Genomic DNA, 11,737 nt, shown 5'->3' with positions numbered 1-11,737 from the left:
CCTCCGGTGAGGCGCATCACTTTACCACCAAAAAACAGAGAAATATTTCTCTAGAAAAACTTACCGCTATTCATCCCATACCTAAAGGACGTCCAGCTGCTACGCAGCTGAACTTATGGGATTTCTAGCGGATTTTCTTAATTGTTCTAGACTATAAGACACGAGGATTTCCGTTGAAAGAAGATACTGCTGCGCATTATCAAGATCAAATGAATATATACAATTTTCTGCTTAGAAAAAACGGATACGAGACAGAAGAATACGCTTATTTATTTTTCTATCATCCAAATAAAGTTAATGAGAATGGAGATGTTTTGTTCCATACTGATTTGGTAGAAATGAAGATTGATGTCCATAATGCAGAGAAGATATTCAAGAAGGCACTTGGAGTCTTAGAAGGAGAAATGCCTGCTTGTTCTGAAGAGTGTGGGTTTTGTAAGTGGGTGAGAGAAAATGAATGAAGCAAATTTTAAAGATATTTTCTTATGGATGTGGAAATATAAAGTGTTGTTGATTAGTATTTTTGTGATTATTTTATTATATATTATTGCAAATGTTTATCTTCCAAATTCCCCATTTCTTCCTTTTTAAATTAGTTCATAATCCTCTATAAGAGTCATATGCTAACCTAAACAGGCTAAGCCCTGTTATTGCTACAAAAATTCTAATGGTTTCAATAGTGTCATTCAGAAAAAAATACCCTGTCAATGCCCAATAGATTAGAGAGAATCCTCCATATACAGATCCGCCTATAAGGAATGCATTGAAAATTGTTTGATAAGATGGAAACTTCCTTGTCTTAAGCCACACTAAACTTACAAAAAGAAAACCGAGTAAAATTGACAATGTTACATTAGAGAGATTTATCATCTTTTCTTCTTCTCCTGTTCATTTCCAATCCATGCCCCTACTAAACTCCCAATAATGGCTCCTTCTGGTCCGCCAATTAAACCACCAATTATAGCACCTCCAACAGCGCTACCTGCAATAATGGTGTTTAAATCAATAGTTTTAACGAAAGTTAAAGATTTGCGGCACTCAGAACAATAAAAAAAACCAGTATTAGAAAAAGAAGTTTCTACATTACACTTTCTACACGCTTGATTAGTGCATTTGTAAATATAAGATACCATAAAATTCTCCAAGAATGTGATCTATTTATAGTTTATTGTGCAAAACCTTCTATTAAATGTGCAGAAAGCATTATTTGTGCAAAGCCAATTCTTCCGCAACCTTTATATATAACTTCAGTTTACCCCATTACAATTCAGTTGATCTAAGGTCAACATTAACGTAAACACACGATCAAGGAGAGGAAAGCAATGACTAAAAAAGAAACAACGCACTGTTCAGATGGACATTGCAGGGAAGAACAATGTACAGCTGAACAGCACTCTCCTTCACCACACCAGTGCAAAGGAAAATGCAAAGAACGATCTGAACATTCCTGTAAAGAAGAACACGCCGAAGCGCATTCCTGCGAAGGAACATGCGAAGAAGACGCATCTCAGTGCAACGAAGAAACAGCACTCAAAGAATTAACAAAAACACTCCAATTCCTTCAAGCGGACTTTGAAAATTACCGCAAACGCGTCGAACGCGATAACGCGGATTTCAAAAAATACGCAACAAAACAACTACTCGCAGAAATCATACCAGTGCTGGACAATTTTGGCCACGCGCTTAAAACAGTCGACGACGAAGGAGTTCGATTAATCCACATGCAACTTATGGGCGTGCTGGAAAAATATGGACTCAAAGAAATCGAATGTTTGGGCAAGAAATTTGACCCAAAACTGCACGAGGCTCTTTTGCAGGAAGACAGCGACAAAGAAGCGAATATTGTCCTTGACGTCTTGCAAAAAGGTTATATAGTAGGAGATGCGGTATTACGCCCAGCACGAGTAAAAATAACGAGGAAAAAACAAGATGAAACTGCGCGTGTTCCAACCGGAGGAACTTCATAAACACGAAGCTGGAAATATTGCCAGCCTCAGCATTACGAAGCATACCCCTGAAACACGAATAGCAGAACTTGGAAAAGAATGCACAGGCTGCGGCCATTGTTGCAAGGTCGATTCAGGAATTTTATTTGAAGAAGACGTCACGAGAATCGCGGATTACATGAAAATTCCGCGCGACGATTTTATCAAAGAATTCCTTGAGGAACATGAACGATTTCACACCAAATGCTGGAAACTCAAACAAATCCGCGAGGATGGAAAACCCTTTGGACGATGCGTTTTGTTGGATGAAGACAACAAATGCTCAGTTCACGAGGCAAAACCGAAATACTGCAAGCTGCTTTCGACAGCAAGCAGACATGGACAACAACTCGCTGTTTGGTTCGCGTTGAATCATTTTGTGAACCCTCATGATCCTGAATCCGTCCGACAGTGGGCAGCGTACCTGAGAACGCATCCGACAATTCCTGGTGGTCAGTTGCATGAACTGATCCCCGAGGAACAACGATTGCGTCGCATTCTGAGTTATGAAGACGTGTATTAATTTACACAAACGCTGTATAATAAAAAAACAATAGAGAACCACTGGAGGCAGTGAACATGGGAAAAATAATTGGAATTGATTTAGGAACAACATTTTCAGCAGTCGCGGTAATGGAAGGCGGAAAAGCCGCTATCATTCCGAACGCTGAAGGAAAACGAACAACACCATCTGTCATCAACATTACAGAAGATGGAGAAATTCTTGTCGGAGATACCGCAAGAAATCAGGCTATCGCAAGCCCACAAAGCACTGTGCGCTCTATCAAGAGACACATGGGCGAAGATTTCAAAGTCAACATTCATGGCAAAGATTACACGCCTCAGCAAATTTCCGCAATGATTTTGCAAAAAATGAAGAAAGACGCTGAAGCGTACCTTGGTCAAAAAGTAACGCAAGCTGTTATTACTGTTCCCGCATATTTTGGCGACGCGCAACGACAGGCAACAAAAGACGCAGGAAAAATCGCAGGACTTGAAGTATTGCGAATTATCAACGAACCAACCGCGGCAGCGCTCGCGTATGGAATTGACAAAACAAATGAGCACACTATTTTAGTTTTCGACTTTGGTGGCGGAACATTTGACGTTTCTGTTCTTGAACTCAGCGATGGTGTCTTTGAAGTTAAAGCAACCAACGGAAACAACTTCCTTGGCGGCGATGATATTGACGACGCTTTAATCGACTGGATGGCGAAAGATTTCAAAGCGCAGCACAGCATTGACTTGCGTGAAGACAAAGTAGCGCACCAGCGCTTGAAAGAAGCAGCTGAAAAAGCAAAGATTGAACTTTCCAGCAAGTTGAAGGCAACGATTAATTTGCCGTTTATCACCGCAGATAAAGCAGGACCAAAACATTTGAACATTGAATTAACGCGGGCAAAGTACGAACATCTTATCGATTCCATCTTGAAAAAACTTGAAGATCCAACAAGAAAAGTATTGAAGGACGCAAAACTCGACAAACTTGTGGATAAGATTATTTTCGTTGGCGGTTCTACACGAATCCCCGCTGTTCAGGAACTGGTGAAAACACTCGTTGGCAAAGAAGGAGATCGCTCTGTTAATCCAGACGAAGCAGTCGCGCTTGGCGCAGCGATTCAGGCAGGAGTTCTTGGCGGAGAAGTCAAGGACATTTTACTTCTTGACGTGACTCCATTAAGTCTTGGAATCGAGACGCTTGGTGGCGTGCTGACGAAGCTTATTGAGCGAAACACGACAATTCCGACGAAGAAGTCGCAGATTTTCAGCACCGCGGCTGATAATCAAACCGCTGTTTCCATCAGAGTATTCCAAGGAGAACGACCGATGGCGACAGACAACAAATTGCTTGGCCAATTTGATCTTGTCGGTATTCCCCCTGCGCCACGCGGTGTGCCACAAATTGAAGTCGCTTTTGACATTGACGCAAACGGTATTGTCAACGTCAACGCAAAAGACATGGGTACTGGAAAGCAACAGAAGATTACTTTGACCGCATCAACAAATCTCACAGAAGCGGAGATTGAAAAGATGCGCAAAGAAGCTGAAGAGCACGCTGAATCAGACAAAGCGCGAAAAGACGAAGTCGAAACCTTGAACGAAGCTGATACGCTTCTCTATACTACTGAGAAGACGATGGCTGACATGAAAGGCAAGGTTGACGAGAAAAAGCTTGACGCGATTACACCTGTCTTAGAAGGTCTCAAAATCTTGATGACCGCGGAGAAAAAAGATATTCCCGCAATCAAAGAGAAACTAACCGCGCTCAATAAAGTTGTGCAGGAAGCTGCTGTTGAGATGTATCAAAAGGCGAGTCAGGAAGCGCAACATGCTGAAGCTGCAAAAGGTCAGGCTAAAGGCAAAGACGACGTCGTTGACGCAGATTACAAAGTTGAAGAATAAACTCTTTGATTTTTTTCTTTTTTTTATTGTTTCGTTTATTCGCTTAGGAGTCACATAGATTCGCTTGGCAGAAGCGCACCTACACAATTTATCCTTTTTTAAAAAATAGAAAAGAGATGACTTGTGATCAAGCAGCAGGGCGAATATGAAGGAGAAAGAGCGAATAAAGCAAGTAAAAGATATAAAGGAGAGAGCCAGAATTCATAATTATGGAAGACTCAAAACAATCATTTGGTGAGTTATTGCAAATCTCCCAACGACTGCGAAAAGAATGTCCTTGGGACGCAGAACAGACATTAGACTCCTTTCACAAATATATTGTCGAAGAATCCATTGAAGCGCAAAAAGCAGCAGAAGCAAAAGACTACGACGAACTTAAAGAAGAATTAGGCGACGTCTTCTGGAACGTCCTTTTTATGTGCAACATCGCAAAAGAGAATGGCTTATTTGATGTTCATGATGTTCTGCAAAACGCAAAAGAAAAAATGATCCGCAGACATCCGCACGTCTTTGCCGGCGAAAGCAAAGACATGGACTCCATTCACAAAAAATGGGCAGAAATCAAAGCAGAAGAGAGAAAGGTAAAGGAAGCGAGAAAAAGCGCGCAACAGAAACCTGCGCAAGAGGCATACCCATGAAACTTCCCACACGAGAACAAGCAGAAGCGTATTTTGATGATTTTCACGTTCCTAATAACTTTAAACAGCATTGTTTCCTCGTCAACAGAATCGCGGTTTTTCTTGCGGAAGAACTCAAAGCAACAGGAGAACATATTGATTTAGACCTTGTTGATATTCTTTCCTTGTTGCATGATTTATTCAAACCCGCTGCACTCGAGAAGCTGACTACTGACGCGAAATTTAAGTGCTATCCTACTCCCAAGCAGATTACATTTTGGGAGGAGATGAAACAGAAATATAAAGCAAAACATGAAACAGCGTTATTCGCAGAAGTGTTTAGCGCGGAGTTTCCTGAATTCGCGAAACTGATGCTGCACTACGGAAATCATGATATCTTGACTTCCAAAAAATCACGAGAAGAACAGATTGTGCATTACGCGGACTGGCGCGTGTACTGTGATGAAATTGTATCTCTCAAAAAAAGGACTGATGATCTTCTTGTGCGTTATAAGAAAAAAATTGAAGGAAACAAAGGAGGACTTGCGCTTTGGCAGACTCGTGTCGCGGATGAATGCGCAGTCGAACTTTCCATCTTCCATAAACTCAACATAAAACCTGAACAGCTTGGGCAGCTGATCAAATAGGCGAAATTATGAAACCAACAAAAACAAAATTAGTTATGTTTGATTATGATGGCGTCTTAATGGATTCCAACCACTTACCTAAATTGTACTACGATGATCTCGCGAAAGTTCTTGGCACAAAACGCTTTACTTCTGTTGAGGAAACACGAGAATATCTTGAAGTCAGTGTGCATGACACCTTGCAAAAACTTGGTGTTGATACGCCTGAAAAAAGAGAGATCGCGATGAAACTCTTTCGATCGTACGATGACAAATGGAAAAATCTGAATCTTTTTCCTCATGTTCGCGAGATGCTCAAAACATTGAAAGCGCATGGCTATATTTTAGCGATTGTTTCTAATAATCTCTCTGAAGTCATTGAGTATGATTTGAAAAAAAATGATGTCTATCACTATTTTGATCACATCATTGATATTAAATTTGGACGAAAACCCGAGATAGATCAAATTATTCATTGCCTCAAAATTACTGGAACGCTTCCTGAAGAAGCAGTCATGATTGATGACATGGATGGCGGTATTATTGCCGCGAAAAACGCGAAACTCAAAAAAGCGATTGGCGTGAGTTATGGCTATCAATTGCGAGAAAGACTACACATGGCAGATGTTATAGTAGATCATCCCCAACAGATTATTGACGCGGTGAAGTAAATGGCAGAAAAAGATTATTATAAAATTCTTGGTGTCGAGAAAGGCGCGTCCAAGGAAGAAATCAAAAAAGCATACAAGACACTCGCAAAGAAATATCATCCTGACATGAACAAAGAAGCGGGATCCGCTGAAAAATTCAAAGAAATAAATGAAGCAGCGTCTGTTCTTTCTGACGATAAAAAAAGACAGCAATTTGATCAGTATGGTACAACTGACTTTGGAGCAGGACAGGGAGGATATTCCAGTCAGGATTTCGGACAAGGCTTTGGATTTGATTTTGACGATATTTTTGAATCTTTTTTTGGCGGTCAACGAAGAAGAGGAAGAGGACCGCGAAAAGGCGATGATGTGGAATATGAAGTAGAAATTACGCTTGAAGAAGCGGCCGCTGGCGTGAAAAAACATATTCGCGTTCCACGCCTTGAAACCTGTTCAAAGTGTGAAGGAAGTGGCGCGAAATCTGACAAGCACATTAAGATTTGTACTGGTTGTCATGGCACTGGCACTGTAACACGAGCGCAGCGAACTCCGTTTGGAATCTTTCAATCTACTGGCGTTTGTTCCACTTGCGGTGGACAAGGAAAAGAAATTGAAGAAGTGTGTGAAACGTGCAATGGACAAGGAAAAATACAGGAAGAGAAAAAAGTGACTGTGGATATTCCTGCTGGCGTTGACACTGGTTCTCGTTTGCGTGTTTCTGGTAATGGACAAGCAGGCGACAAAGGCGCTCCTGCTGGTGATTTGTATTTATACATTACTGTGTTGAAACATGATATTTTTGAACGCGAGGAGCAGGATATTTTCATGGACATGCCTGTTTCGTTTCGCGACATGTGTTTAGGCGGAGAAATTGAAGTTCCGACGCTCAAAGGAAAGGCGACGATTAAAGTTCCTGCTGGAACAAAAGCAAACACTGTGTTTCGTTTGAAAGGAAAAGGAATTCCTTCATTACGTGGATTTCATACTGGCGATCAGTTGGTGAAGGCAATCATTTATGTTCCTGACAAATTGACCAAGAAGCAGAAAGAAGCGCTTGAGGATTTTGATAAGGAAGCGAAACGAGAGAAAGGATTGTTTGAGAAGGTGTTTGGGTAGAAAGGCTTTTATAGGATATTATTCTAAATACTCTTTATGAGAAACGTAGTGGCTGTCTTTATCGTCGCGGCAGTTATTCTTCTCGGTGTTTTTGGAGATGAAGGAATAACCGGCAACGCAGTGTATTCTTCAAAACCTGATCTTACCGCTGAAATTGTCGCGCATGGTGTTGATACGGAGACCAATGAATTTTATGTTGTCTTTGAAATTGTGAACGAAGGATCCGCTTCTTTGGAACAAGGCACAACAATTCCAGTACGGCTGTTTGTTCGCTACACTGCTCCTCCTGTGAAACATGAAGGAAGTACAGGAAGCATTAGTACTGCTGAAGTTTTTTTGGAAGAAGCAAAAGCTGCGTATGCGCTTGAGGAAGATCTTGCTGTAGATGAAAGTGTTCTTGTTATTTCACCTCCTATTCCAATATTATTGAGCACTGTCCGATTTTTTGAAAAATATAAAATAAAGAATAGGATTACTATTGAAGTGGATAATGATCGGGAGATTAAAGAAGAAGATGAGAAGAATAATAAACTGGTGAAATGGTATTATATGCAGGAATGGGATGGGTTTGAGGAGGAGGTGTTGGGGCCGGAAGAGTAGGAAGCGGTTTGTGGGCAAACCTTTTTAATCTTATTCCCTTAACGTTGTTATATGAACTTTGTTGAACAGAAGATAGAAAGAATAAAGAAGATAACCAAAAAACCAGATTTAATAGATAATGTAGTTGCGATATTATCTCTCGTGATTGGACTGTTCATTTCAGCAGAACTTATGGCATGGATGATAAATTCTCTTTTCCAATTGCCTGACTCCGAACGTGAATTAACACTAAAGATGGGGACTTTCGTTATTTTAGTTTTAGCAGCTAGTTTGTATTGTGGATATTACGTTTATGGAAAAACAAAGAATACGAAATCTCCTTATTACTACTGGAGTACTTATAACATAATTATAGGATGGTATTGGGTTTTTCTTTTCCTTTTGACAATAGCATATCCAGGGTTAGATTTATTTGGTGATGATCAAGGATTAATTATACTTGCTTCTATCTTCGATATCTTATATGCTATATCTTTCTTTATTATTGCACGATATGCACTAAGAAGGTATAAGTTTCCCCATCCAAACACGTTTCTAAAATGGACAGGCTTTGCTTTTATAAGTGCATCCTCTTTTTATGGTCTTACATTTCTTATATCTGAATTAGATTACGCTCTTATACCAGATTCTCTCAAAGACTCATACATACAGTTACCTTATTATAGTATCTTAAAAATATTTTTTTATATCTCCTTGTTTATCTCACTCTTGTCAGCAGCAGCATTTATTTTATTACTCCTCTTTACTATTCTTTATGCGGGCTATGAAATTGCTAAAGTGAAAGAGAAATGAAAGAAAGAATCAATATTCACAAAGTCATGTTACGAGAATATGATCCACAAGGCTGGTGACCCTTAAACAATTTCTCCGCAGTTATTTCACCAAAATATTTATATATAACTTTAAGTTATAGTACTATAACTCGGAGTTATAGCATGCTTGAAGTAACAGAAAACGGAAAAATGGCATTAAAGCTCATATTTACAGACTTTTTGACTCATTATAATTCTTACAACATTAAAGACAAGTTAGGATTAAGCAATGCCGGAAGCCTCAAACTTTTAAGAAGTTTGCATGACAAAAACCTGCTCACCAGCGAGAAACTGGGAAACGCGATATTTTACAAACCAAATCTCGAAAATAGCTACTTGATGAAATTGTTGGAGCTCATTTTTCTTGACTATAGCACTCTGTCAAGTTTTGTAAAGGGATGGATATATGATTTACATTCATTATCTTCACATACTAACGGAATATTCCTTTTTGGATCAATCTTGAGAAAAGGCAAAGAAGCAAGAGATATAGATGTCTGTTTTATATTAAAAAAAAGTGAAGATTATAAGCTATTGCAAAGAATGATAAAAGAAATGAATGAAAAGAACCGCTTGAAGATAGAGCCCTTATACTTGACTCAACAGGACTTTGAAAAAAAATTGATTGAAAAAGACAAGCCGTTAATAGAAATGGTCAAAAGCTGCGTCGTTGTGCATGGTCATGAACTCTTTGTGGAGGTTGTGAAAAATGTCCAAAGCAAGCAATCACGTTAAATGGTGTTTGGATAAAGCGAAAAAAGAGATTTGAAGAGTATGGGAAAAAAAGTGATGCCAACACAAGTATATGATGAACTTCTTAGAGCTTACGATTCCCAAGGCTGGTGGCCTATTAACAATGAATATAAGAAACGCGGCATTCTTTCTGACGCTGAGAAATTTGAAGTCATTGTTGGTTCCCTGCTCACACAAAACACCGCATGGACAAACGTTGAGAAAGCACTGAACGAATTGAGAAAAAACAAATGTTTGTCTTTGAAAGGAATTCTTGAAACGAGACATGAAACACTTGCACAATACATCAAAAGCTCTGGCTACAATAATCAGAAAGCGGAACGATTGAAAATTGTCGCGCAGTTTTTATTGCAACATCCGCTTGAAGAGTTGCAGAATATGGAGACGCAAGAATTGAGAACACTGCTCCTCTCTGTCAAAGGCATTGGTCCAGAAACAGCAGATTCCATTATTCTTTACGCGTTTATGAAACCAAGCTTTGTGATCGATGCATACACAAAAAGGATTATGAGCAGAATTGGACTTTGCGGAAAAGATGTTTCGTATGATGAACTGCAAACATTGATCACAAATACTATTGACAAAGATGTGGAAATGTATAATGAATATCACGCATTGCTTGTGGAACACGCAAAGCGATATTGCAGAACAAAGCCGTTGTGTCAGGAATGTGTTTTGAAGGATAGTTGTCAGAAGAGAGTATAATAAACTGCTTTTTTACTTGTTCTTCAAGTTCTTTTATTCGATTTGTCAATTTTGCTTACCTTTCATGTATTTCAACATTTTTTTAGAATCCTTTTGAAATTCTTTATCATTAATTACCCCTTTTGCTGCAAGCGTTCCATATATTGTATGAACCTGCGCTTCAAGTATATTTACTTGTATTTTCAGAGATTCAATTTCCTCTTTTCTTGACATTTTATTCATTGTGGACACCTCGTTCAAAATATGTTCTTATGCTGGACTACTATCAAATCTCTTTTTCAGTTGCGGAGCTATTCCCATAACAAATGCGAGACCTAAAAGCAGGAGACCCATGTTAATACTGTGATGTGCTACTCCAACAAGAATACCTAATCCTGCTCCAAACATTCCAAAAATAAATATTTCATATCCTTTCATTATAGTTCACCTTCTTAACACAGAAAGCCCAGCAACTATTTAAATCTTTCTACCAAATAGTATAATTTTCTACTTATTACGGAATATTACCTTATTCATGCAAAGATATATAAACCCAAATCATTTTCTTATGATCATGAGTAAAAAGGTACTGATTGCCACATTGTATAACGCAGAGCCAGTCATCCTTGCGACAACAAGGCTTGGACCAGATAAATTATTCTTGCTGATAGACAAAGAGCCAAGCAAAGAACAAAATGATTCATTAAAACTGATTAATGACTCTTTAGGCAAGGTTATTGAAGTCAAAGCATTCAAAACAGAAGTGTATGATATTGTGAAGATCGCGGAGAAATGTGTTGAATTAATTGATTCTCAATCTTCAGATGACATTATTTATGTGAATATTACTTCTGGAAGAAAAACAAAAGCAATAGGCTTGTTATTTGCCGCTTACGCGCGTCATGATAAGGTCAAGAAGATTGCGTATAATCCTGAAGAAGATAAGATGTCTGTTATTTACTTGCCTCGGCTGAGTTTCAAATTGACTGAAAGCCAGAAGAAAGTGTTGGAATTTGTTGATACTGGAAAATACGCAAGCATTTCTGATTTGAGCCAAAAGATTGATTTTTCGACCGCAATGTTGTATCGAGCAATAGATGAACTCAAAGATATGGATTTACTTGTTACTGATGATGGATTGAAATTGACTGATGCGGGAAAGATTGCGAGGTTGTGATTGAAGTGGATAAAAAAACACTCTTAGACTTAATGAGGTGTGGAGAAGGGCTCACCTTAGAATTTAAAGAAAATATAAGTTCTAATCTGGGAAAAGAAATTTGCGCTTTTGCAAACGCATCTGGTGGAAAAATTATTCTTGGCGTGAAAGATGATGGCTCAATTAAAGGGTGTATATTAAGAGCCTATCCCATTAGATTGACCTCCATGTAATTATTCCACATGCGAGATGCAATAATCCTATGTAAGCATCTGGTCTTTTAGACCAACGAATCAATAACCCTCTAAATCGGTTGAACCAACTATGTGTACGTT

Annotated in this window: 17 protein-coding genes; 14 read left to right on the top strand and 3 right to left on the bottom strand. The window is 39.0% G+C overall.

Features of this window, described 5'->3' with window-relative positions:
- Positions 1 to 173 precede the first annotated feature (173 nt).
- On the top strand, positions 174 to 461 hold the full coding sequence (locus HZC31_03585) for a hypothetical protein (GenBank protein MBI5002440.1): 288 nt from the start codon (positions 174 to 176) through the stop codon (positions 459 to 461).
- Between the two features lie 405 nt (positions 462 to 866).
- Here the strand turns inward: HZC31_03585 and HZC31_03580 are convergent, their stop codons facing one another.
- Positions 867 to 1,133 (bottom strand): hypothetical protein, encoded by a 267-nt coding sequence (locus HZC31_03580; protein MBI5002439.1) that lies wholly within the window; start codon positions 1,131 to 1,133, stop codon positions 867 to 869.
- 189 nt (positions 1,134 to 1,322) lie between these two features.
- On the opposite strand from HZC31_03580, the gene HZC31_03575 reads away from it, so the two are divergent.
- From HZC31_03575 to HZC31_03525, 11 genes are all read left to right on the top strand, one after another.
- A complete protein-coding gene (locus HZC31_03575; protein ID MBI5002438.1) occupies positions 1,323 to 1,967 on the top strand; it encodes a nucleotide exchange factor GrpE in 645 nt (214 codons plus the stop codon).
- Entirely contained in the window at positions 1,930 to 2,508 is a 579-nt protein-coding gene (locus HZC31_03570; protein ID MBI5002437.1) for a YkgJ family cysteine cluster protein, read from the top strand. The genes HZC31_03575 and HZC31_03570 overlap by 38 nt, the downstream gene beginning before the upstream one ends.
- Positions 2,509 to 2,564: 56 nt before the next feature.
- Complete coding sequence (dnaK, locus tag HZC31_03565) at positions 2,565 to 4,388, top strand: molecular chaperone DnaK (protein MBI5002436.1); 1,824 nt, start codon at positions 2,565 to 2,567, stop codon at positions 4,386 to 4,388.
- 209 nt (positions 4,389 to 4,597) lie between these two features.
- A complete protein-coding gene (locus tag HZC31_03560; GenBank protein ID MBI5002435.1) occupies positions 4,598 to 5,026 on the top strand; it encodes a hypothetical protein in 429 nt (142 codons plus the stop codon).
- Positions 5,023 to 5,652 (top strand): hypothetical protein, encoded by a 630-nt coding sequence (locus HZC31_03555; protein MBI5002434.1) that lies wholly within the window; start codon positions 5,023 to 5,025, stop codon positions 5,650 to 5,652. Before HZC31_03560 ends, HZC31_03555 begins: the two co-directional genes overlap by 4 nt.
- A gap of 8 nt (positions 5,653 to 5,660) precedes the next feature.
- On the top strand, positions 5,661 to 6,302 hold the full coding sequence (locus HZC31_03550; GenBank protein MBI5002433.1) for an HAD-IA family hydrolase: 642 nt from the start codon (positions 5,661 to 5,663) through the stop codon (positions 6,300 to 6,302).
- Complete coding sequence (gene dnaJ / locus HZC31_03545) at positions 6,303 to 7,397, top strand: molecular chaperone DnaJ (GenBank protein ID MBI5002432.1); 1,095 nt, start codon at positions 6,303 to 6,305, stop codon at positions 7,395 to 7,397.
- Between the two features lie 36 nt (positions 7,398 to 7,433).
- Positions 7,434 to 7,997 carry a hypothetical protein gene (locus HZC31_03540; protein ID MBI5002431.1) on the top strand — a complete coding sequence of 188 codons (564 nt, stop codon included), beginning with the start codon at positions 7,434 to 7,436 and terminating at the stop codon, positions 7,995 to 7,997.
- Positions 7,998 to 8,048: 51 nt separating this feature from the next.
- A complete protein-coding gene (locus HZC31_03535) occupies positions 8,049 to 8,789 on the top strand; it encodes a hypothetical protein (protein ID MBI5002430.1) in 741 nt (246 codons plus the stop codon).
- A 143-nt stretch (positions 8,790 to 8,932) separates the two neighbouring features.
- Positions 8,933 to 9,544: a nucleotidyltransferase domain-containing protein gene (locus HZC31_03530; GenBank protein MBI5002429.1), complete on the top strand. Its 612-nt coding sequence runs from the start codon at positions 8,933 to 8,935 to the stop codon at positions 9,542 to 9,544.
- 39 nt (positions 9,545 to 9,583) lie between these two features.
- Complete coding sequence (locus HZC31_03525; GenBank protein ID MBI5002428.1) at positions 9,584 to 10,267, top strand: endonuclease; 684 nt, start codon at positions 9,584 to 9,586, stop codon at positions 10,265 to 10,267.
- A 45-nt stretch (positions 10,268 to 10,312) separates the two neighbouring features.
- Here HZC31_03525 and HZC31_03520 read toward each other — a convergent pair whose 3' ends face one another.
- Together HZC31_03520 and HZC31_03515 are read right to left on the bottom strand one after the other, a co-directional pair.
- Positions 10,313 to 10,489 carry a hypothetical protein gene (locus tag HZC31_03520; GenBank protein ID MBI5002427.1) on the bottom strand — a complete coding sequence of 59 codons (177 nt, stop codon included), beginning with the start codon at positions 10,487 to 10,489 and terminating at the stop codon, positions 10,313 to 10,315.
- Positions 10,490 to 10,516: 27 nt separating this feature from the next.
- Entirely contained in the window at positions 10,517 to 10,684 is a 168-nt protein-coding gene (locus HZC31_03515; protein ID MBI5002426.1) for a hypothetical protein, read from the bottom strand.
- 136 nt (positions 10,685 to 10,820) lie between these two features.
- Between HZC31_03515 and HZC31_03510 the strand changes: the two genes are divergently transcribed.
- Complete coding sequence (locus tag HZC31_03510) at positions 10,821 to 11,423, top strand: CRISPR locus-related DNA-binding protein (protein MBI5002425.1); 603 nt, start codon at positions 10,821 to 10,823, stop codon at positions 11,421 to 11,423.
- A 5-nt stretch (positions 11,424 to 11,428) separates the two neighbouring features.
- Entirely contained in the window at positions 11,429 to 11,635 is a 207-nt protein-coding gene (locus HZC31_03505; GenBank protein MBI5002424.1) for an ATP-binding protein, read from the top strand.
- The last annotated feature ends 102 nt before the right edge of the window (positions 11,636 to 11,737 follow it).

The sequence above is a fragment of the Candidatus Woesearchaeota archaeon genome, assembly GCA_016214075.1.
Lineage (GTDB): Archaea > Nanobdellota > Nanobdellia > Woesearchaeales > DSVV01 > JACRPI01.
Note: the sequence above shows the minus strand (reverse complement) of the source record. Positions and strands in the feature narration are given on the sequence as shown.